Origin of the sequence: Actinomadura sp. HBU206391, from assembly GCF_014323665.1 — a bacterium.
GTDB lineage: Bacteria > Actinomycetota > Actinomycetes > Streptosporangiales > Streptosporangiaceae > Actinomadura_C.
This window is the reverse complement of record NZ_JABVEB010000103.1, coordinates 1-20,807: the sequence shown is the minus strand read 5'-3', so window position 1 is coordinate 20,807 and position 20,807 is coordinate 1. Positions and strand designations below refer to the sequence as shown.

Here is a 20,807-nt window from a genome sequence, read left to right as displayed (position 1 = left end):
GCCGCCAGGTGCGCGGCCGGCTCGCCGCCACCTGTGATCCATTGACTCGCGGCGGCGAACGCGGGACCGTCCAGCGCCCCTGCAGCCGTCCCGAGCAGCCGGCCGAGGATCTGCGTGCCCGCCATCCCGGCCTGCCCGCTGCCGGGCGGCGGCCAGATCCGGTCGAAGGCCAGGACGAATCCGTCGAGCACGTCGGCCAGCCGCACCAGGTCGCAGGATTCCAGCAGCCGGTCACAGGCCGCGTCGACCTGCTCGCGCAGCTCGGTCAGGTGCAGGGCGGCCGCGATCTGCTCCCGAACCTCGTCGACCTGGTCGGCGAGCGGATTCAGCAGCGGGCCGGGGTCCAGCGATCTGATCGCGTCGAGCACCTGGTCGAAGGCCTCGTCGGCCGGGGCGAGGAGATCCTTCAGCGAGCCGAGGCCGCTCAGCGCCTCGCGGACCGGCGCGAGGAGCTCGTCGGGATCGAGGGTCCGCAGCCGGGCGAGGAAGGGTTCGAAGGCCTCGCTCTCCACCTGACGGAACGCCGAGGTCGGGTCGATCGTGGCGAGGAAGTCGAGCAGTTCCTTCGACAGGGCGGCCACCTCGTCGAGGAACGGGCCCTCGAGGTCTCCGAGCACGGCGGCGACGGCCCGGGTCAGCGGCTCGCGGACCTCCGTGCCGAAGTCGACGGTCTTGATCGGCGCCACGGCATTGTGCAGGTCGGCCCGCGCGGCGTCCGGCAGCAGGTCGAGGGGGATCTTCTCGATGACGCCGGCGGCGTCGTCCACCAGGCCGACGGCGGTGTCGACGGCCCGGCCGAGCGCCACTCCCTCGATCGCCGCGGCGACCTCGTCCATGGTCGCCCGCAGCTCCTCGAGCTCGCCGGCGAGGTCGAGCTCGGTCACGGCGTCCGACAGCGCGTCGAAGGCCTCCCCGACCTCGCCCAGCGTCGACTCCACGGTGGTGCGGACCTCCGCGACCGCCTCGGAGGCCTCGGCGGCGGCCCGGCCGATCGCCTCGGCGATCGGTTCGAGCAGCGCCCGAAGGTCTTCGACCGCCTCGATCACGGGGTCGAGGACGGTGTGCACCGCATCCGCGACCGCCTCGACGCCCACGGCCTCGACCGCCGTGCGGGCGTTCTCCAGTGCGCCGCGCACCGCCGTGACCGTGTCGTGCACGGTGTCGCGTACGGCCCGTACCGGCGCGACGACCTGCTCGGTGGCGTCGTGCACCGGGGCGGCGAGCCCGGCCGTGTCGAGGTCGTCCACGGCGGCGATGAGCCGGGTCAGCTGCTCGGCGAGGTCGTCGGCGAAAGCCTGCACCGAGGGCGCCGCGGGGCCCGCCGGGCGGAGGGCGAGCACCGGGGCGAGCCGGTCGGCGAGGGTCTCGGCGAGCGCGCGCACCGGGGCGAGATCCGCCGTGAGTGCGGTCTGGGCGGCGGTCGTGAGGGACTGTTCCAGCGCCGGCGGGTCGAGGAACTGCAGCGTGGCGAGCGCGCCGACGAGCAGGCGACCGGCCTCGTCGGCGTAGCCGCCGACCGGTGCCAGGCCGGCGGTGACGGCCGCGACGATCTCGTCCTCGGGATCGCCCGACGACACGATCGCGGCCAGCGCGGTGCCGTCGACGGCCATGACGGCGGCCGTCGCCGCCTGCAGGGCCGCCGGGTCGGACAGCTCGTCGAGCGCCGAGGCGAGCATGGCCGTGCGCGAGGCCACGCTGCCGGCGGCGCTGAGCGTCGCCAGGTGTTCGGCGAGAGCCCGTACGCCCTCTGCCCGGCCGAGCAGCGCGGGCAGCGCGCCGGTCACCGACGGCGGCAGAGCGGGCAGGGCGTCCGCGGCGACGAGGCGCAGCACCTCGGCCAGCGGTGCGGCGCGCACGCCGGACAGGTCCTGCGCGATCGCGACCAGCCGGTCGACCGTGCGGTCGCCCTCGGGTGCGCGCAGGGCGGCCGCGAACGTCTCCCCGGCGTCGCCGATGCCGCCGCCGAGCGACCCGAGCGCGGTGACCGCCTGCCCGAGCGCGGCGGCCAGACCGCCCGGCCGGGCCACCGAGTCGAGCAGGTCGCCGTATCCGCCGGCCAGCCCGGTCACCGCGGTGAGGGCTCCCGACGGGTCGGCGCCGGCGATGCGGCCGGCGAACGCGGCGATCGCGTCCGCGTCGACGTCGACGCCGGGCGGAGCGACGCCGCGGAAGGCGTCGGTCAGCTCGCCGGCCGCGCCGTCGAGGCTGAACCCGTCCGAGCCGAACGAGCCTTTGATCGTGTCGAGCAGTGCCATGGCGCACCCCCACCGCGAGCGCGCCGCGAGCGCCCCGGCCGGTCCGGCCCCCTGCCACGCCGCCGCGCTGCCCGTAACGCTACGACGGCGGCCGTGGCCGGTCCAGGCCTCTCCGGGCCCGGCGTACCGGGTTACCCTGACCACATCCGGCGCTCCGGAACGGGGGGTGGCGCCGGCGTCCCGCGCGGAAGGCGAAGCCATGGGCGACGTGACGACCCACTCCCAGATCGCCAAGGCGATCATGCCGTTGCTGCCACCGGCGGAGGCGAAGTTCTTCGAGGTCGGCAACTGGCTCACCGACGTGTCGCAGTTCCGGGACCCGTTCGCGCACGTGGGCGGTAAGAGGACGTTCTTCCTGCGCGGGATCGACCAGTTCGCGCTCATCCCCAGGCTGTTCCATATCGGCGACGTGTTCCTCGGCGTTGACGACTACCTCGACGAGGTCCTCGGCGTGCCGCCGGAGACGCGGGTGAAGGGGCAGCGGCCGGGGCCGGATCCGGCCAGGGACCGCCCGGACGACGGATCGCTGGCCAAGTGGCTGCGCGGCTTCATGCTGCTCGCGACCTGCAACCCGCTCTCCACGCCGCCGCTGGCCGGTCTCGCGCCGCTCGACAAGCAGGAGACCAAGCGGGTCTTCGACGCGCTGTTCACGCAGTACTTCCCGCACGAGCACCTGGACTTCCCGCCGTTCCCGCCCGACCTGCCACAGCGCGGCACCCGGGATCCCTCGCAGGTGCCGGTGTCGGCCGGTGGCCCGCCCCGGCGGCTGCTCGGCTACCTCGACCAGCAGCTCGAGTACGTCGCCGACCTGCTCACCCGGGTCGAACGCGACTGGGCGAACGTGGCGGCGGCCGGCGCCGATCCGGCCAAGCGCCGCGAGCTCGTGGCCCGGTTCGGCCACGCCAGTCACGCCGTCGAGGACTGGTTCTTCCACTCCAACTTCGTCGAGATGGCCTGGCGCACCGCCCACGCCGGACAGCCCGCGCCGCACGCCCCGCTGCCACCGCCCGACCCGGCCGAGGCGGAGAGCCTCGGCCCTGCGCCGAGCGACACGACCCTGCAGCGCCGCTTCCACCGCAGGCTGCGGGCGCCGTCCTTCGACGGCGACGGCGACGGGCTGAGCACCGAGACCTCGACCGAGGCGGCGCTCGCCTACACCGGCTCCTTCGGGGCCGACGACATCTTCTTCACCCTGATCGACGCCCTCGGGCACGTGGTGGGCACGCCGCCGAAGGCCGACGACCCGTTCCGCGACCCCAAGCTCATCCTGCACAAGATGTTCTTCGGCACCGAGGAGGAACGCGAGGAGAGCTTCGCGAAGTGGAAGGCCGGCGTCATCGCGGGCACGTGGGTCGCCAAGGCCCAGACCGCGCGGCGCCTCGGCCTCATCGAGGAGTTCGAGCTCCAGGCGGTCAAGGAGATGAACGACCTGGAGAAGAAGCTGTTCGACGACTACGGCTGCATCGGCCTCGGCATCGTCGGCCTGCTCCAGAAGGTGATGGAGACCGGGCGCGAGGCGGTCAAGGGCTCCCTGGAGCGCAGCCGTGAGATCGACGACGACGCCGTGCACAAGATCCAGGACAGTCGCTCGGACAACGAGGCGCCCGGCGAGAACATCGGCTCGCACAGCCTCATGGCCAAGGACAGCGTTCGCAAGGAGCCGCTGCGCGGCCCGGCGGTCAACCTCGCGACGTCCGTCGCCACCTACGTCGCCACCACGATGGCCGGGCGGATGGCGTCGGCCTCGCCCACCCCGCCGGCCGACCTCGTCGACTGGGCCGAGCTGCTGCGCTTCTTCGTCACCCATCCCGACCAGGCGGCCGGCGGCGCCGGCACCGAATGGTGGCGCGCCGTCCTCGCCGCGCCGAACCCGGTGCCGCCGCAAGGGCACACCGTCGTGCTCAAGCCGGCCGCCGAGGTCGGGCAGCGGGCCGGCGAGCCGCACCTCGCCGCCCTGGAGCAGCCGTACTACGACGCGGCCGTCTATGCGGAGGAGCAGTTCAAGAAGACCGTGGACACCGCGATGGTGCTCGACTCCGCCTACACCGGCGTGATCTTCGGCGGCCTCACCGGCCTCATCACCGGGCTCGTGGCGGGCAACGACGGCCCCGCGAACAAGACCCTGTCGGCGTTGTCGGGCCTCCTTCTGGGCGCCCTGGTCGCCGGTGGGAGCGGCGCGCTGCTCGCCCTCGTCGGCTTGGCCATCAGCCGCCACGCCGGTGTCGTCACCGGCTCCTACCTCGGCATCGCCGGTGGCCTGGTGGCCGCGGTCTTCGCCTCGGCCGCGGTGGCCAAGGCCATCGACGTCTGAGGACCCGGCACGGGCACCCACGCGGACCCGGCACCCACCGCAGTCGGGAGTGCGCTTCGGATCAGCTCCCTGGCGCGGTCTCCGGGGCGCCGGGCGATTCGGGGCGGGCGAGGGCGTCGGCCGAGGCGATGTTGGCCAGGCGCACCTCGCCGCGGGCGACGGCACGGCCGGTGTCGTCGGTGATGTCCACCTGCCAGAGCTGCTGGGTGCGCCCGCGGTGGATCGGGATGGCGACGACCTTCAGGCGGCCGGTCCGCGCTGCGCGCAGGAAGTTGGTGTGGTTCGCCACACCGACGACCTGCCCCCGCCCGTGGAACCAGATCGCGGCGCCGTAACTGGCCGCCGTCTCGACGAGCGAGCAGTGCAGGCCGCCGTGCGCGATCCCGTACGGCTGGAGCAGATCCGGCGTGATCTCGCAGGCGAGCTCGACGCGGTCGGCGGTGAGCTCGATGTGCTCCATGCCCAGGAGCTTCTCGAAGCCGGCCGCCTGCTCGGGCTGTGTCACGGTACTCCTCGGGTCGGTCCAGCGCCTCTGCCGACCGTACCCCTTCACCGGATCGAACGGGCGGCCGGGCCGTCACCGCCGGATCGCAGGTCGGGGCCAGGTCGTACGGGGTCCGTATCGGGGGCCGGGGAATCCGGCTCAGGCCTCCTCGGCCATCTCGCGCCAGCGGTCGTCGGCGACCGGTTTCCACGCGGCGTGCCGGTCGTGGAACAGCGCGGCCGCCCGGGTGCCGCTCCATCCAGGGGGCAGCAGCTCCGGCGGCAGGCCGGGATCGAGGAACGGGAAACGCCGCCACTCCTGCACGAGCCGGATCTGGGCGGCGAGCGTCGCCTCTGGACCCACCGGGCGCAGCCGGCGGACCTCGGTCAGGAAGGTCTCGTACGCGAGCTCGACCTCGGCGAGGGCCCATGCCCGGCCCGCGACGCGGCGGGCCTCGGTGGTATCGCCCGGCGCCCCTTCGAATCCCAGCTCCCCCACGAAGATCGTGGAGGTCTCGGCCACGCCCGCCTGGTCGAGGACCTCACGCGCCTGGGTCTGCCGTTCCGGGTGCGGGCTGACCCAGACGCCCGGGGACAGGTTGCCGAACCCGTTCCACGCCAGCCGGGTGCGCAGCAGGTGCCGCAGCCGCCGATCCGCCTCCGGCACGCTCGCCAGGACCACCAGCCACCGCCCGTCCCACGCCGCCACCGGCGCGCCGAAGCCGTAGATCCGCTCGGTGCCCTGCGACAGCAACCGGCGACCCGCCGACGTCAACCGCCAGGTCCTGCGGCGGCCGTGGCGGTCCGAGGCCAGCCAGCCGTCGGCGGCGCCCCGGGCCAGCGCCTGCCGGCCGGCCTTCTCCTCCACCCCGACGAGGGCGAGCGCGCGCAGGAACGTCGAGCTCCACACCGGCCGCCCCGCCGGAAGCACGAACTCCCCGAGAACGGTGAGGAGCAGTGAGCGGGCGCTCGCGGCCCCGATCTCCCGGCGCCGGTCCAGCTCCGGCTCCGGCTCCGGCTCGGGCGACCCGTACGCCTTCGGCACCACGGGGGCGGGCTCGGGCATGGGCGCACCTCCTGGGCTCGGTCTGGCTGGGCTCGGTCTGGCTGGGGCTCGGCCCGGCTGGGCTCGGCCCGGCTGGGCTCGGCCCGGCCGCGCTGGACGAGTATCCCAGCGCGCGTCCTCACCCCCGATCCAAGCCCAGAACAGTCGACAAGTCTATTGACTGGCGACGCGCATTTGTAGAGCATGATGCTCACGTCGGGGGACGAGTGAACGGAGAGATCCATGACGGCCACTCCCTCGGACAAGGCTCCCGTCGTGGACTTCGACACCCACCCGAGCCGCTACCGGCACTGGCGGCTGGAGGTCGAGGGACCGGTGGCGCGGCTGGTGCTCGACGTCGACGAGCAGGGCGGCCTGGCGCCCGGCTACGAGCTGAAACAGAACAGCTACGACCTGGGCGTGGACATCGAGCTGTACGACGCGGTGCAGCGGCTGCGGTTCGAGCATCCCCAGGTGCGGGCCGTCGTCGTCACCGGCGGCAAGGAGCGCATGTTCTGCGCGGGCGCGAACATCCGCATGCTCGCCGCCTCGAGCCACCCGTGGAAGGTGAACTTCTGCAAGTTCACCAACGAGACCCGCAACGGGATCGAGGACGCGAGCGCGCACTCGGGCCAGACCTGGATCGCCGCGCTGAACGGCCCCGCGGCGGGCGGCGGCTACGAGATCGCGCTCGCCTGCGACCAGATCGTGCTCGTCGACGACGGATCCTCGGCGGTGTCCCTGCCCGAGGTGCCGCTGCTCGGCGTGCTGCCCGGCACCGGCGGGCTCACCCGCGTCGTCGACAAGCGGCACGTACGGCGCGATCTCGCGGACGTGTTCGCCACCAGGACAGAGGGCGTACGGGGGCGGAAGGCGGTCGAATGGGGCCTGGTCGACGCCTCGGTGCCGCCGCGCCGGTTCGACGCTGAGATCGGCTCTCGGGTCGCCGAGGTCCTCGCGACCGTCGGCGACGATCCCCGCGCGGGAGCGCAGGGCATCGAGCTCACGCCGCTGCGCCGCACGGTGGAGCGGGACATGATCGGCTACGAGCACGTCACGTGCGCGTTCGACCGGTCCACCGGATCGGCCGCCATCACCGTGCGCGGGCCGGGCGCGGTGCCCGCCGAGGCCGCTGAGGCCCACGCCCAGGGCGCCGGCTTCTGGCCGCTCGCCATGACCAGAGAGCTCGACGACCTGATCCTGCGGCTGCGGACGGCCGAGCCCGAGATCGGCACCTGGGTGTTCCGTACCGAGGGCGACCCCGCCATGGTGGCCCGGTTCGACGAGTTCGTCCTGGCTCATCGCGACGACTGGCTGGTCGAGGAGACCCTGCACTACTACAAGCGCACGCTCAAGCGGCTCGACGTGTCGTCACGCACGCTGTTCGCGGTCATCGAGCCGGGTGGCTGCTGGACCGGCCTGCTCGCCGAGCTGGCACTCGCCGCCGACCGCTCGTACCTGCTCGACGGGCTGCGCGAGGAGGACGAGGAGGCGGGTCTGGCGCCTGCGACGCTGACGCTCACCTCGATGAACCTCGGGCCGCTGCCGATGGGCAACGGGCTCACCCGGCTGGCGAGCCGCTTCTACGGGCACGACGACGCCCTCGAGGCGGCCGGCAAGCTCGCGGGCACCCCGCTCACCGCCCGTGCGGCCGAGGAGGCCGGGCTCGTCACCTTCATCCCCGACGACCTCGACTGGGACGAGGAGCTGCGGCTGGCCCTGGAGGAGCGCGCCGCGTTCAGCCCGGACGCGCTCACCGGCATGGAGGCCAGCCACCGGTTCGCCGGCCCGGAGACCCTCGAAACCAAGATCTTCGCGCGGCTGTCCGCCTGGCAGAACTGGATCTTCCAGCGCCCCAACGCCGCCGGCCCGGAGGGCGCGCTGCGACGCTACGGCTCCGGGCAACGGCCTGTCTTCGACCGGAAGCGAGTCTGACGATGCCGACCACCATCGACTACAACGGGAAGATCCCCAACAACGTCGACCTCGACACCGACCGGCGGCTCCAGCGCGCCCTCGAGTCGTGGCAGCCGAACTTCCTGAACTGGTGGCGCGACCTCGGCCCACGGGTGTTCAAGGAGAACGACATCTACCTGCGCACCGCCGTCGCCGTCGGCCGCGAGGGCTGGGCGCACTTCGACTACGTGAAGATGCCCGACTACCGCTGGGGCATCTTCCTCGCCGAGCGCGACGGCGAGCGGGCCATCGGCCACGGCGAGCACCTCGGCGAACCCGTGTGGCAGACCGTGCCGGGCGAGTACCGCGCCGATCTTCGCCGCCTCATCGTGATCCAGGGCGACACCGAGCCGGCCAGCGTCGAGCAGCAGCGCCACCTCGGCCGCACCGCGCCGAGCCTGTACGACCTGCGCAACCTCTTCCAGGTCAACGTGTAGGAGGGCCGGCACCTGTGGGCGATGGTCTACCTGCTGCACGCCTACTTCGGCCGGGACGGCCGGGAGGAGGCCGAGATGCTGCTGCACCGGGGCAGCGGGGACGCCGACGCCCCCCGCATCCTCGGCGCGTTCAACGAGCCGACGCCGGACTGGCTGGCGTTCTTCATGTTCACCTACTTCACCGACCGCGACGGCAAGTTCCAGCTCGGCACGCTGAAGGAGAGCGCCTTCGACCCGCTGTCGCGCACGTGCGAGTTCATGCTGAAGGAAGAGGCCCACCACATGTTCGTCGGCACCACCGGCGTGCAGCGTGTGGTGGAGCGCACCGCGGCGCTGATGAAGGAGCGCGACACCGAGGACGTCCTGCCGTACGGCGGCATCCCGCTCAGCGTGATCCAGAAGTACCTGAACTTCCACTTCGCGGTCTCGATGGACCTGTTCGGCTCCGAGACCAGCACCAACGCGGCCAACTACTTCACCGGTGGGCTCAAGGGCCGCTGGATGGAGCGGCGCCGGGGCGACGACCACCGGCTGCTGGACGCCGTGCGTGAGGTGCGCACCGTACGCGACGGCGCGATCGTCTCCGACGACGTCGCGGCGCTGTCGGCGCTCAACCTCGACCTGCGCGACGAGTACGTGGGCGACTGCGAGCGCGGCGTCAGGCGGTGGAACAAGTCCCTCGAGGAGGCGGGCCTGTCGCAACGGCTGACCCTGCCGCACGAGGGCTTCAACCGGCAGGTCGGCGCCTACGCCGGAGCCTTCGTCACGCCGTCGGGCGAGGTGGTCGACGAGGTGACCTGGCGGGCCGCCGAGGACCGGTGGCTGCCCACCGACCAGGACAAGGCCGACGTGGCCGGCCTCATGCGACCGGTGTACGAGCCGGGCGTGTTCGCGAGCTGGATCGATCCGCCCAGCGTCGGGATCAATCAGCAGCCCGTCGACTTCCCGTACGTCCGAGTCGGCTAGGCGGCCCGATCATGTCGACCTTCCTCGCCCACCGCGCCTTCAACGCGAGCACGTACCTCCTGGACGCCCGGCTCGACCAGGGCGACGGCGACCGGGTCGCGGTCACCGGCCCGGGCGGATCCCTCACCTACGCGGAACTGGCCGGATACGTCGCCGACCTCGCCGCCGGCCTGCGGTCCCGCGGGGTGCGGCCGGAAGAGCGCGTCGTGCTGTTCATGGCCGACGGCCCGGCGCTGCTCGGGTCGATCCTCGCCGCGATGCGCATCGGCGCGGTCGCGGTGCCGGTGTCGACCATGCTCACGGGCGGCGAGCTTTCCGGGGTGCTGCGCGACACTCGCACCCGCATCCTGCTCGTGAGCGCACCGTTCGCGGCGGCGGCCGGCGAGGCGGCGGCCGAGGCGCCCGAGCTCGAGCACGTCGTCCTGGACGGCGACGCCGAGTTCCCGCCACCCGCCGGAGTGCCGGTGCACCGTTTCGAGGACCTGCTCGGCCCACGCGGTTCGGGCGGCGGGTTCGGCCCGTACGACACCTGGGACGACTCGCCCGCGCTCTGGCTCTACACGTCCGGCACCACCGGCGCACCCAAGGGCGCCATGCACCGGCACGCGAACATCCGGCACGTCGCGGAGACGTTCGGCCGGGACGTGCTCGGCATCACCGCCGCCGACCGCTGTTACTCGGTGGCCAAGCTGTTCTTCGCCTACGGCATCGGCAACTCGCTGCTGTTCCCCTTCACCGTCGGCGCCACGACGATCCTCGACCCGGGCCGCCCCACCCCCGCGTCGGTGACCGAACGGCTGCTGGCCGACCGGCCCACGCTCTTCTTCGCCGTGCCGACCTTCTACGCCGCGCTGCTGTCGGCGGACGTGCCGCGCGAGGCGTTCGAGTCCGTACGGCTCGCGGTGTCCGCCGGCGAGCCGCTGCCCGCCGAGCTCTACCGGCGCTTCACCGAGCGGTTCGGGGTGGAGCTGATCGACGGCATCGGTTCGACCGAGGCGCTGCACATCTTCATCTCGGGCCGGGCGGGCGAGGTGCGGCCGGGCACGACCGGCCGGCCGGTGCCCGGCTATGACGTACGACTCGTGGACGGCGACGGCGCCGACGTGCCGGCCGGCACCCCCGGCTCGCTCCTGGTCCGCGGGGAGTCGATCGCCACCGGCTACTGGTGCCGCACCGAGACCACCCGCCGCGTCTTCGAAGGGCAGTGGCTGCACACCGGTGACACCTACGTCGCCGACGCCGACGGCTACTACACGTGCCTCGGGCGCACGAACGACATGCTGAAGGCGGGCGGGATCTGGGTCTCGCCCACCGAGGTCGAGGCCAGGCTGCTCCAGCACCCGGCGGTCGCGCTGGCCGCCGTGGTGGGACTGCCCGACCAGGACGGGCTGGAGAAGCCGGTCGCGTGCGTGGTCCTGCAGGCCGGCGCGACCGCGGAACCGGCCGAGCTCATCGACTTCTGCCGCACCGGCCTCGCCGCCTTCAAGCGGCCGCGCGAGGTCCTGATCATGGACGAACTGCCGACCACGGCGACGGGCAAGCTGCGGCGCTTCGCGGTACGCGAGTTCGCCGCCACGCTGCTCCCCTCGCCTCGGGAGCCCACCGACGACGACCATGTAGGGAGCCGCTGAACATGCCGATCTACGCACTTGGCGACCACGTCCCCGACATCCATCCGGAGGCCTACGTCCACCCGGAGGCGACGGTCATCGGCCGGGTGACGCTCGACGCGTCGGCGACCGTCTGGCCCGGAGCCGTCCTGCGGGGCGACTACGGCGCCATCACGATCGGGGCGCGCACGTCGATCCAGGACGGAACCGTCGTGCACACCACGGCCCCATGGCCGACGGTGATCGGCGCCGAGTGCGTGATCGGCCACAACACCCATCTCGAGGGATGCGTCGTCGAGGACCGCTGCCTCATCGGATCGGGCTCTGTGGTCCTCAACCGGGTGCGGATCGGAACGGAGAGCGTCATCGGGGCAGGGGCCGTGGTCACCGAGGACAGCGTGATCCCGGCCCGCCACACCGCACTCGGCGTCCCGGCGCGCGTCCGGGCGGGCGGCGTGGACCCGCTCTGGCACGACGAGGCGGTGCAGCTGTACGTGGCGAACGGGCAGCAGTACGCGGCCGGGCTGCGGCAGGTCGCATCGCAGTGGCCGACGCCGTGCCCCCCGCCGCCGGCGTGGGGCGACCCGGGTGTCGAGCCGGAACGGCGTGGAGGGAGACTGCCTGGCATGACCGGTCACGGCCGTACGAACGGCGGGGCGAACGGCCGGTCGAACCGCCGGGCGACCGGCTGATCGACGGCGGCCGCCCGGCAGTTCGGCGGCTTGGGGCTTGGCGGCTGCGGCTGATCGGCGGTCGATGGACGGCCGCTCGATGGGCGGCCGCATGAACGAGGGGCGAGACACACCATGCTTGACGGCCATCTGCTCATCGACGCGCACGTGCACGCGGTGCGGCTGCCGACGCTGCGCCCCGCGTGGCGGGAGTGGGCCGAGGACTTCGGCACCGGGCATCGCTGGCAGGACCTCTACGACGACGAGGGCACCGTCGTCCCCGAACGGCTCGACGCCCACTTCGACGGCGAGGGCGTCGACGTCGCGCTGCTGTTCTCGGAGTACAGCCCGAAGGCGACCGGGACGCAACCGATCGAGGACGTGCTGCCCATCGCACGCCACAACCCGGCGCGGTTCCGGCCGGTGGCCAACGTCAACCCGCACCTGCACTACCCCATCGGCGAGGAGGTCGAGCGCCAGCTGGGTCTCGGGGCGGTCGCTCTGAAGCTGCACCCCGTGCACGGCGGCTTCAGCGCCTCTGACCCCGCCCTCTACCCGGCCTACGAGGTGTGCCGGGCGGCAGGCGTGCCCATCGTGGTGCACTGCGGCACCAGTTCCTTCCCCGGCGCGAGTAACAAGTACGCCGACCCGGTGCTGCTCGACGACGTGCTCCGCGACTTCCCCAACCTGAACATCGTGCTGGCGCACGGCGGCCGCGGCTGGTGGTACGACGCCGCGGCCTTTCTCGCGCTGTCGAGGGACAACGTCTGGATCGAGCTGGCCGGCCTGCCGCCGCGCAAGCTGCCCGAGTACTACGCCCGCTACGACCTCGCCCGGCTGGCCCGCCGGTTCATCTTCGGCACCGACTGGCCGGGAGTGCCCGGCATCGCGCGCAATGCCCGCGCCATCGCCGAGCTCGGCCTCGACGACGAGACCGTCTCGCTGGTGCTCGGCGGCAACGCCCTGCGGGTGTACTCACGGTTGCGCGACGAGTCGCCCCCGGCTCCCCGGCCCTGATAGGGCGACAACTGATCGAGAATCGCCATCGGCTCCTCCTCCGGTCTCAGGAGCGCAGGAAGCGCAGCACCGCGAGCACCCGCCGGTTGTCGTCCTCCGACACCGGCAGGCCCGGCTTGCCGAAGATTCCGGCCGCATGCTTTTCCACCGTCCCGGCCGAGACGACGAGCGCCTGCGCGATCCCGGCGTTGGACCGGCCCTCGGCCATCAGCGACAGCACCTGGCGCTCCCGGTCGGTGAGCGAGGCGAGGTCGTCGGCGCGGCCGCCGGCCCCGGCCAGCTGGGTGACGACCTCGGGGTCGAGCACGGTGCCGCCGGCGCCCACCCTGGCGAGGGCGTCCTTGAACTCCGCGACGTTCGCCACCCCGGTCCTTGAGCAGGTAGCCGACGCCGGCCGAGCCCGCCGCGAGCAGCCGGGTGGCGTACTTGGTCTCGATGTACTGCGAGATGAGCAGCACGCCGGTGCCGGGATGCTCGCCGCGGATGTCGATCGCGGCGCGCAGACCCTCGTCGGTGTGGGTGGGCGGCATCCGGATGTCGACCACGGTGACGTCCGGGCGGTGCTCGGCGACCGCCGCGCGCAATGCTTCGGCATCGCCGACGGCGGCGCACACCTCGTGCCCGTGCTCGCCCAGCATCCGGGTGAGCAGCTCCCGCAGGACGGCGGCGTCCTCGGCGATCACGACGCGCATGGGGCGCATGCTCTCACGCACGCAGCGGCAGATCGACGGTGATGACGTCGGGCCGCCCTCCGGGCTGTCGATGTCGAGGTTGCCGTCCACCGTGCGCACCCGCTGCAGCAGACCGGCCAGTCCGCTGCCCTCGCCGAGGCGGGCCCCGCCCCGGCCCTCGTCGGCGACGCGCAGGCGCAGCACGCCGCCCCCCGCCGTCGCGTCGTGTCACGGCGAGGGCGGCCCTGTGCGCGCCGCTGTGCTTGATGACGTTCGCCAGCAGTTCGGCGGCGCAGAAGTACGCGATCGTCTCGATCGCCGGCGTGGGCCGTTCCGGCACGTCCACCGACAGCTCCACCGGCACGACGCCGCGCGCCGCGAGCGTGGCGAGGGCGCTCGGCAGGCCGTCGTCGAGCACGGGCGGATGGATGCCGCGGGCGAGGTCGCGCAGCTCGGTCAGGGCTTCGGTCGCGTTGCGGTGGGCGGTGCCGACCAGCTCGCGGATCCATGCGACCTCGACCCGGTCGCCATCGGAGCCGGTGTCCAGTCGTTCCCTGAGCATGTCGAGGCTCATCGCCAGCGCCACAAGGCGGACCTGCGCCCCGTCGTGCAGGTCGCGTTCCACGCGGCGCAGCAGCGCCGCCGAGTCGTCCACGGCCAGCGCCCGCGTCTCCTCGAGGTCGCGAACACGCTCGGCCAGTCGTCCGTGGCCGAGCAGGGCGCGGATCAGCCAGCGGTCGGCCGCGACGGCCGCGCGGGTCGGCCAGGGGGCGATCAGCAGCGTGGCCACCCCGACGGCCGCGGCGAGGAGCGTGCCGAAGAACGTGGTGATGACGGGAGAACCGCCGAACGGGAGCGGAGTGAGGACGGGCACGCCCTGCGCCTCGCCGGACCCGCGCTGCCCGAACAGAGCCCACCGAAGCGGGGTGGTGAGGTTGACCAGCCCGGTGAACCACCAGAGCACCGTGTACCAGCCGAACGCCGCCACCGGCAGCTTCGCCAGCACGTACGCCGCGCAGCGCCAGCCCGTGCCGTCCCGGAGCCGCGCGTCCAGCCGGCCCACCAACCCGTGGCCGGTAGGCGGCGGCGTCGCGGGGATCCGTTCACCGAGCAGCCGACCGGCCAGCTCGCGTTGGGCTGCGACGAACGCACGGGCCAGGCCGGTGCCCGTCACGATCAGCAGCAGGCCGGGCACCGCCCCGACCAGCGATGCCGCCAACGCCAGACCCATGACGAGCAGGACGACGAGGACGACGAGGACGACGAGGACGACGAAACCGATCACCCCGAGCGGACGCCGTCAGCTCGGCCACGGACGTGTCGGCGAGCAGCCGACCCGAGCCGATCACCACGAGATGGTCGGCGGTCAATGCCATCTCGCTGATCAGGTGACTGGACAGCAGCACGGTCCGTCCCTCGGCGGCCAGGGACCTCATCAGGTTGCGGATCCAGTGGACGCCCTCAGGGTCGAGCCCGTTGACCGGCTCGTCGAGTAGCAGAACCGCGGGGTCACCGAGCAGCGCGGCCGCGATGCCCAGCCGCTGGGCCATGCCGAGCGAGTATCCGCCGGCCCGCTTGTCGGCTGCGGCGGTCAGCCCGACGGCGGCCAGCGCCTCGTCGATCCGTGACGACCGGATCCCACCGGCCGCGGCCAGCGCGGCGAGGTGCTGCCGCGCGGTGCGGCCCGGATGGAACGTACGCGCCTCGAGGAGCGCACCGACCTCGCGCAGCGGCCACCGCAGCGAGGCGTAGTCCATGCCGCCGATCCGGGCGTGCCCGGCGTCGGGCCGGTCGAGCCCCATGATCAGGCGCATGGTGGTCGACTTTCCCGAGCCGTGGGCCCGAGGAATCCGGTCACGCCGCCCGGCCGCACGTCGAAGCTCAGCTCGTCGACGGCGACGACGGATCCGTACCGTTTGGTGATACCGCGGACCTCGATCATGGCAACCCTCTGGTGTGTGTGCGCATGGACGTCACGCTAGGCACGCCGCCCCCGCGCCGGAACAAGGCTTTCCTCCGTCTTCACCTGGGGGATTTCCCCCGGGGAGGGCGGGCCTTCACCTGCCCCGTGCTCTTCAGCGGCCGTTCAGCTTCCGGTGACCCGCCCGAGTCGACCGCAGGGCAGGGGTCATGGAGAGCGTGTCGCCGCACCCGTCGCCGAGCGGCGGCTCGCGGACCGGTGAGCGCCGGCCGGAGGCCGAAGGGAGCCGATATGCACCACCTGTGCAGGCTGATGGTCGTAGGGACGGTCTCTCTCGCGGTCATGAGCCCCTGGGCCGGCGGCACTACGGCGGGTGGCGGCGGATCCGGATTGCCCATCACCGATGTGGCGCTCATCCGGGCCATCACCGTCGCGATGACGCATACCGGCGGCGGAAAAGTCACCGAGACCGAGCTGCAGGATGACGGCACCTACGAGGTGGAGGTCACCCGTCCGGACGGCTCCGAGGTCGAGGTGAGCCTCGATCATGGCTTCAATGTCGCCCGCGCCGAGGTGCAGGAGAATGACGGAGGCTGACCGGCGTGTCGACGCTGAGGTTGTGACCTGCTCTCCCGGCGATTACCGTGCGTAGTAGGGGGAGGCGAAGCGCGGTGCGAGGCCCTGGGGGGACAGGCTCCCTGCCGCTTCCGCGCCCGGGAGGCCCGGTGAGACCTCGGATCGGAGTGTCGAGCTGCCTGCTCGGCGAGGAGGTCCGCTACAACGGCGGGCACAGCCGCAGCAGATTCCTGACCGACGAGCTCGGCCCGTACGTCGACTGGGTTCCGTACTGCCCGGAGATGGCGATCGGCCTCGGCACACCGCGCGAGACGGTGCGGCTCACCGATGACGGGCGGCTGGTCAACCGGAGCGGCACCGCCGATCACACCACCGCGATGGCGGGCCTCCCCCTGCCCGGCGATCTCGACGGCTACGTCTTCAAGGCGAAATCCCCCACGTGCGGTCTCCGCGGCATCCCGCGTTACCGGGAGAACGGTCACCCGGCGGACCGCAGGGGCCGTGGTGTCTACTCGCAGCGGCTGGTGGAGGCCTGTCCCGAGCTCCCGGTGGAGGACGAGGGCCGGTTGAACGATCCCGTACTGCGCGAGCGGTTCGTCGAACGAATCTTCGCCCATGCCCGGCTGCGCGAACTGTTCGCCGGAGGCTGGCACGCTCGTGAGCTGGTCGATTTCCACACCCGCCACAAGCTGCAGATCCTCGCCCACGACCCGGCTCGCTACCGGACGGCCGGCCGGATCGTCGCGTCGGCCGGTGCCCGTCCGCCCGCCGAGACCGAGGCGGAGTACCGCCAGGTGTTCGCCGCCGCGCTGGCCACCAAGGCGACGCTGGGACGGAACGCCAACGCGCTTCAGCACGCGTTCAGCCAGATCAGTGAATTCCTCGACGACACGCGGCGGCACGACATCGTCGCCCGGATCGAGGCGTACCGACGCGGTCTGGTCCCGCTCTGCGTGCCGGTCGCTCTGCTCGCCCACCACGCGGACGGCGAGGGCCTGAGCTGGGTCTCGCAGCAGTCCTACCTGGCGCCCTCACCCCTGGCCGACGCCCGAGCCGCCCCGGCGTGACACGGCGGATCTGCGGTCTCCAGAGCGTCTCACCGGCCACGCCATGCCTGTTCCACCTCGGGCCGACGCATCGGCCGGGATCGCCGGGCGTCACTGACTGACGAAAGTCGGGGGTGCCGCACGTCGTTCGGCCACTGCGCGGCAGGCTCGCCGATCCCTAGGTTCTCGGAGGTGACGCGAACGGAGAAAAGATGATCGTTTTGAGTGGGCTGTCGAAACGATATGGCGAGACGACCGCTGTACGGGATCTGTCGCTGCGGATCGAGCCGGGCAAGGTGACAGGTTTCCTCGGCCCGAACGGGGCCGGCAAGTCCACCACGATGCGGATGATCCTGGGCCTGGACCGCCCGACGTCGGGCACCGCGCTGGTCAACGGCCGCGAGTACGCCGGGCTGCGGCATCCGCTGCGGGAGGTCGGCGCGTTGCTCGACGCCAAGACCGTGCACCCGGGGCGGACCGCGCGAAGCCACCTGAAGGCGATGGCGCGCAGCAACGGCATTCCCACCCGCAGGGTCGAGGCGGTGCTGGACACCGTCGGGCTCGGCGCGGTCGCTGGAAAACGGGCGGGAACGTTCTCGCTCGGAATGGGACAGCGACTGGGCATCGCGGGGGCGCTGCTGGGCGACCCGCGGGTGCTGATGTTCGACGAACCGGTCAACGGACTCGATCCGGACGGGGTCCGGTGGGTGCGAGAACTGATGCGTTCGCTGGCGGCCGAGGGCCGCACGGTCTTCGTCTCCAGTCATCTGATGAGCGAGATGCAGCTGACCGCGGACCAGCTGGTGGTCATCGGCAAGGGCAGGCTCCTGGCCGACGCGCCGGTCGCCGAGGTGCTGGCGGGCAGCTCGCGGAACACGGTGAAGGTGCGCAGCCCGCAGCCGGCGGCGCTGGCGCGGCTGCGAGCCCGCCTTCCCGCCGGCCAGGTCGAGCAGCCTTCCCCGGGGGAGCTGGTCGTGTCGGGGCTGCCGGTGGAGCGGGTCGGTGAGCTCGCTCACGACGAAGGGGTGCCCCTGCATGAGCTGACCGCCCACGAAGCGTCGCTGGAGCAGGCCTACATGGAGCTGACCGCCGACAGCGTCGAGTACGCCGCCCCGGAGCGACCGTGACCCGCCGATCCCGAGGAGACGTGATGACCTCCGCGCCGTCCGACGTGCTGCCCTCCCCCGCCGGATCGGATTCCCGCACCACGCCCCCGGCCACCGGTGGCGGCCTGTCTGGGGCGATGGCCTCGGAATGGACGAAGGTGTGGTCGGTCCGGTCGACCTGGTGGAGCCTGCTGGCCGGGCTGCTGCTGATGGCCGCCGCCGCGGCCCAGCTGGGCATCTACACCGTCGACACCAATACCAACACCGATCCGACCGACGACAAGGGCGTCGTGGCGGCGAGTCTGATCGCGATCCAGGGAATCGATCTGTCCCAGTTCGCGGTGATCGCACTGGCGATGCTGGCGATCACGGCGGAGTACTCGACCGGCACGATGCGGGCGACACTCCAGTGGGTGCCGCGACGCAGCCGGATGCTGCTGGCCAAGACCGTCGTCGTCGCCGCGGTGACCTGCGCGGCCGGGCTGGTGATGGGCGTCGCCGGGACGGCGGCCGGGGCCGCGATCCTGGGCCACTGGGGGTCGTTCTCGGTGACCGGTGCCGCCGGTGACGTGCTGGCCATCGGCGTCTATCTCGCGCTGATCTGCGTGTTCACCCTCGGCGCCGGAACGCTGCTGCGCAGTGCGGTCGGCACGCTGACCGGGGTGTTCCTGCTCTTGACGATCATCCCGGCGACGCTCGACGCCAGTGACATCGTGTTCTTCGAGCGGATCTCCTATGCCCTGCCCGGGGTCGCGGGGGCACATTTCCTGCGTGGTGCCACGAGCCCGTACCCGCCGTTCGCGGGGTTGCTGATCCTGGCGCTGTGGGCGGTGGCGGCGGTGACCGCCGGGTACGCGGTGCTCAGGCGTCGCGACGCCTGACGCTCGCTCATACGGTCGGTCCGGCCACCACGGCCCGCGCCCGTGAAGGGCGCGGGCCGTACGGCTTCCGCGCGTGCCGACCGGTCTCCTCGACTCGTCGCGGCGGGGCGGACCTCAAGGTGTCCCGCACTCTTCAGCGGCCGTTCAGCATCTGTGGCGCCGCCTGCGCCGATCGCCGGGAATGGAGATGGAAAGCGGCTGCGCATTCGCGATCGAGGAAGAGCGTCAACAGCTCGGCAAGCCTCCGGGCACCCAGGCCAGGGCGGAAGTCGAAGCCGAAAGGAGCCGACAATGGAGCGCAGGAACAAGACGATCATCGTCGCGGCGACGACCGTCGCCGTCATCGGCGCCGGGATCAGCGCCGCCACGGCGGGCGGCGGCGAGGAACCCGACAGGCCCATCACCGGTGCGGCACTCGACAAGGCCTCGGCTGCCGCTCTGAAGCACGCCGGCGGAGGCAAGGTCACCGAGACCGAGATCGAGGAGGACGGCACCTATGAGGTGGAGATCACCCGTCCGGACGGCTCCGAGATCGAAGTGAATCTGGACCGCGATTTCCACGTCATCGGCAGTGAGTCGGGCGAAAGCGACGAGGAGTGACGGGGAGTCGAACCAGTCGGTGACAGCCGGCCGCCGACCTCGCGGAAACAGGCCTAGGCCCGGTCGCCGAGCAGCTCCGCGAAGCGCGCGAGCCCGACATTGCCGCCGGAGATGATGACGCCCACACGGGCGGGCAGGTCGGGGACCACGCCGGCGATGAGTGCGGCCAGGGCCGAGGCGCCGCTGGGCTCGATGACGGTCTTGAGCCGCTCGAAGGCCCATTTCATCGCTTCGCGGATCTGGTCGTCGGTGACCAGCGCGATCCCGTCGAGAAGCCTCTGGTTGATGGAGAAGGTCAGCTCACCGGGGATCTCCGCCGCCTGCCCGTCGGCGATGGTGCGCGGCACGGGAATGCTCACGCGAGCGCCGGCCTCCAGGGAGCGCTTGGTGTCGTCGCCCTGCTCGGGCTCGACTCCGATCATGCGGATGCCGGGGACGAGCGCGGTAGCCGCCGTGGCGCAGCCGGCCATGAGGCCGCCGCCGCCGACCGGAGCCAGCAGCGCGTCGAGTGGACCGGTCTCCTCGATCAGCTCGAGCGCGGCGGTGCCCTGCCCGGCGATGACGTGCGGGTGCTCGTACGGCGGGATGAGGGCGAGGCCTCGGTCGGCGGCCAGCCGCTCGCCGATGGCGACGCGGTCGCCCGTGTAGCGGTCGTAGGTCACGATCTCGGCGCCGTACCCGGCCGTAGCGTTGATCTTGCTCGACGGGGTGTCCTCGGGCATGACGATGACCGCCGTGGCGCCCAGCTCACGAGCCGACAGCGCGACGGCCTGGGCGTGGTTGCCCGACGAGTAGGCGGCCACGCCGCGCTCCAGTTGCTGCGGGGACAGCCTGGAGAGCGCGTTGTAGGCGCCGCGGAACTTGAAGGCACCGATGCGCTGGTAGTTCTCGCACTTCAGAAAGACCTCCGCGCCGACGAGTTCGTCCAGGGTCCGCGAGCGCAGAACGGGCGTACGGTGCGCCACGCCCTTGATCTGCGCGGCGGCGGCGCGAACGTCGTCCAGGGTGACGGGGGCGGTGCTCATCGAGGCTGTTCTCCCTGCTGGTGCGGTGATGCCGGACCGAACCGAATCTCAGGAGGCTCACGAGCGGCGGCACGCTCGCCTCTCCGGCAAAGCCCCCTAAGTCTGCCGTACCGCATCAGCTCGGCGGTTCCCGGGCGCGCACAGGTGTCGACCGGCACCGGCGAGCGGCGAGCGGCGAGCGGCGAGCACTCAGAACGAGGTGCTCGCCGCTCCGTCAGATCATGGATGTT

At 72.3% G+C, this 20,807-nt stretch carries 17 protein-coding genes and 2 pseudogenes; 12 read left to right on the top strand and 7 right to left on the bottom strand.

The genetic code is table 11. From position 1 onward, the window contains the following. Positions 1-2,399, bottom strand: a 2,399-nt coding sequence (locus HKK72_RS24475; protein ID WP_187236760.1) for a hypothetical protein, incomplete at its 3' end; no start/stop codon positions are given. A 55-nt stretch (positions 2,400-2,454) separates the two neighbouring features. On the opposite strand from HKK72_RS24475, the gene HKK72_RS24470 reads away from it, so the two are divergent. After that, positions 2,455-4,566: a hypothetical protein gene (locus HKK72_RS24470; RefSeq protein ID WP_187236759.1), complete on the top strand. Its 2,112-nt coding sequence runs from the start codon at positions 2,455-2,457 to the stop codon at positions 4,564-4,566. 61 nt (positions 4,567-4,627) lie between these two features. On the opposite strand, the gene HKK72_RS24465 is transcribed toward HKK72_RS24470, so the two are convergent. After that, positions 4,628-5,071: a PaaI family thioesterase gene (locus HKK72_RS24465; RefSeq protein ID WP_222721083.1), complete on the bottom strand. Its 444-nt coding sequence runs from the start codon at positions 5,069-5,071 to the stop codon at positions 4,628-4,630. 138 nt (positions 5,072-5,209) lie between these two features. Continuing rightward, the gene (locus HKK72_RS24460) at positions 5,210-6,115 is read right to left on the bottom strand and encodes a PaaX family transcriptional regulator C-terminal domain-containing protein (RefSeq protein ID WP_187236758.1); all 906 of its coding nucleotides are present in this window, start codon (positions 6,113-6,115) and stop codon (positions 5,210-5,212) included. A 222-nt stretch (positions 6,116-6,337) separates the two neighbouring features. Here HKK72_RS24460 and boxC point away from each other — a divergent pair, with 222 nt between their 5' ends. The 6 genes from boxC (at position 6,338) to HKK72_RS24435 (ending at position 12,751) form a co-directional block, all read left to right on the top strand. Next, a complete protein-coding gene (boxC, locus tag HKK72_RS24455) occupies positions 6,338-8,029 on the top strand; it encodes a 2,3-epoxybenzoyl-CoA dihydrolase (RefSeq protein WP_187236757.1) in 1,692 nt (563 codons plus the stop codon). Between the two features lie 2 nt (positions 8,030-8,031). Further along, complete coding sequence (locus HKK72_RS40070; protein WP_222721082.1) at positions 8,032-8,487, top strand: hypothetical protein; 456 nt, start codon at positions 8,032-8,034, stop codon at positions 8,485-8,487. 21 nt (positions 8,488-8,508) lie between these two features. Next, entirely contained in the window at positions 8,509-9,453 is a 945-nt protein-coding gene (locus HKK72_RS24450) for a hypothetical protein (protein ID WP_222721081.1), read from the top strand. A gap of 11 nt (positions 9,454-9,464) precedes the next feature. Then, positions 9,465-11,084 (top strand): benzoate-CoA ligase family protein, encoded by a 1,620-nt coding sequence (locus HKK72_RS24445; RefSeq protein ID WP_187236756.1) that lies wholly within the window; start codon positions 9,465-9,467, stop codon positions 11,082-11,084. Between the two features lie 2 nt (positions 11,085-11,086). Further along, a complete protein-coding gene (locus HKK72_RS24440; protein WP_187236755.1) occupies positions 11,087-11,755 on the top strand; it encodes a gamma carbonic anhydrase family protein in 669 nt (222 codons plus the stop codon). A 114-nt stretch (positions 11,756-11,869) separates the two neighbouring features. Then, on the top strand, positions 11,870-12,751 hold the full coding sequence (locus HKK72_RS24435) for an amidohydrolase family protein (protein WP_187236754.1): 882 nt from the start codon (positions 11,870-11,872) through the stop codon (positions 12,749-12,751). Between the two features lie 46 nt (positions 12,752-12,797). Here HKK72_RS24435 and HKK72_RS24430 read toward each other — a convergent pair. The 3 genes and pseudogenes from HKK72_RS24430 to HKK72_RS41315 form a co-directional block, all read right to left on the bottom strand. Next, positions 12,798-13,443 (bottom strand): annotated as a pseudogene (locus HKK72_RS24430) (response regulator transcription factor). Positions 13,444-13,456: 13 nt separating this feature from the next. Beyond that, positions 13,457-14,653 carry a sensor histidine kinase gene (locus tag HKK72_RS24425; RefSeq protein ID WP_261987137.1) on the bottom strand — a complete coding sequence of 399 codons (1,197 nt, stop codon included), beginning with the start codon at positions 14,651-14,653 and terminating at the stop codon, positions 13,457-13,459. Between the two features lie 40 nt (positions 14,654-14,693). Further along, a pseudogene (locus tag HKK72_RS41315) lies at positions 14,694-15,364 on the bottom strand (ABC transporter ATP-binding protein); the annotation flags it as partial. Positions 15,365-15,634: 270 nt separating this feature from the next. On the opposite strand from HKK72_RS41315, the gene HKK72_RS24415 reads away from it, so the two are divergent. The 5 genes from HKK72_RS24415 (at position 15,635) to HKK72_RS24395 (ending at position 19,552) form a co-directional block, all read left to right on the top strand. Continuing rightward, the gene (locus HKK72_RS24415) at positions 15,635-15,940 is read left to right on the top strand and encodes a PepSY domain-containing protein (protein WP_187236753.1); all 306 of its coding nucleotides are present in this window, start codon (positions 15,635-15,637) and stop codon (positions 15,938-15,940) included. A gap of 128 nt (positions 15,941-16,068) precedes the next feature. Beyond that, a complete protein-coding gene (locus HKK72_RS24410; RefSeq protein WP_315987423.1) occupies positions 16,069-16,986 on the top strand; it encodes a DUF523 and DUF1722 domain-containing protein in 918 nt (305 codons plus the stop codon). A 191-nt stretch (positions 16,987-17,177) separates the two neighbouring features. Then, a complete protein-coding gene (locus HKK72_RS24405) occupies positions 17,178-18,092 on the top strand; it encodes an ABC transporter ATP-binding protein (protein WP_187236752.1) in 915 nt (304 codons plus the stop codon). Positions 18,093-18,115: 23 nt separating this feature from the next. Beyond that, a complete protein-coding gene (locus tag HKK72_RS24400; protein ID WP_187236751.1) occupies positions 18,116-18,952 on the top strand; it encodes an ABC transporter permease in 837 nt (278 codons plus the stop codon). Positions 18,953-19,243: 291 nt separating this feature from the next. Continuing rightward, a complete protein-coding gene (locus HKK72_RS24395) occupies positions 19,244-19,552 on the top strand; it encodes a PepSY domain-containing protein (RefSeq protein WP_187236750.1) in 309 nt (102 codons plus the stop codon). A 53-nt stretch (positions 19,553-19,605) separates the two neighbouring features. Here HKK72_RS24395 and HKK72_RS24390 read toward each other — a convergent pair whose 3' ends face one another. Beyond that, positions 19,606-20,577 (bottom strand): threo-3-hydroxy-L-aspartate ammonia-lyase, encoded by a 972-nt coding sequence (locus HKK72_RS24390; protein ID WP_187236749.1) that lies wholly within the window; start codon positions 20,575-20,577, stop codon positions 19,606-19,608. Between the last annotated feature and the right edge of the window lie 230 nt (positions 20,578-20,807).

Excerpts from the sequence above, each read along its gene's own strand:
- HKK72_RS24445 (WP_187236756.1), top strand. The coding sequence starts at position 9,465 with ATGTCGACCTTCCTCGCCCACCGCGCCTTCAACGCGAGCACGTACCTC.
- HKK72_RS24425 (WP_261987137.1), bottom strand. The coding sequence starts at position 14,653 with ATGGGTCTGGCGTTGGCGGCATCGCTGGTCGGGGCGGTGCCCGGCCTG.
- HKK72_RS24450 (WP_222721081.1), top strand. The coding sequence starts at position 8,509 with ATGGTCTACCTGCTGCACGCCTACTTCGGCCGGGACGGCCGGGAGGAG.
- HKK72_RS24395 (WP_187236750.1), top strand. The coding sequence starts at position 19,244 with ATGGAGCGCAGGAACAAGACGATCATCGTCGCGGCGACGACCGTCGCC.
- HKK72_RS24400 (WP_187236751.1), top strand. The coding sequence starts at position 18,116 with ATGACCTCCGCGCCGTCCGACGTGCTGCCCTCCCCCGCCGGATCGGAT.
- HKK72_RS40070 (WP_222721082.1), top strand. The coding sequence starts at position 8,032 with ATGCCGACCACCATCGACTACAACGGGAAGATCCCCAACAACGTCGAC.
- HKK72_RS24390 (WP_187236749.1), bottom strand. The coding sequence starts at position 20,577 with ATGAGCACCGCCCCCGTCACCCTGGACGACGTTCGCGCCGCCGCCGCG.
- HKK72_RS24440 (WP_187236755.1), top strand. The coding sequence starts at position 11,087 with ATGCCGATCTACGCACTTGGCGACCACGTCCCCGACATCCATCCGGAG.
- HKK72_RS24460 (WP_187236758.1), bottom strand. The coding sequence starts at position 6,115 with ATGCCCGAGCCCGCCCCCGTGGTGCCGAAGGCGTACGGGTCGCCCGAG.
- HKK72_RS24415 (WP_187236753.1), top strand. The coding sequence starts at position 15,635 with ATGCACCACCTGTGCAGGCTGATGGTCGTAGGGACGGTCTCTCTCGCG.
- HKK72_RS24470 (WP_187236759.1), top strand. The coding sequence starts at position 2,455 with ATGGGCGACGTGACGACCCACTCCCAGATCGCCAAGGCGATCATGCCG.
- HKK72_RS24435 (WP_187236754.1), top strand. The coding sequence starts at position 11,870 with ATGCTTGACGGCCATCTGCTCATCGACGCGCACGTGCACGCGGTGCGG.
- HKK72_RS24405 (WP_187236752.1), top strand. The coding sequence starts at position 17,178 with ATGATCGTTTTGAGTGGGCTGTCGAAACGATATGGCGAGACGACCGCT.
- boxC (WP_187236757.1), top strand. The coding sequence starts at position 6,338 with ATGACGGCCACTCCCTCGGACAAGGCTCCCGTCGTGGACTTCGACACC.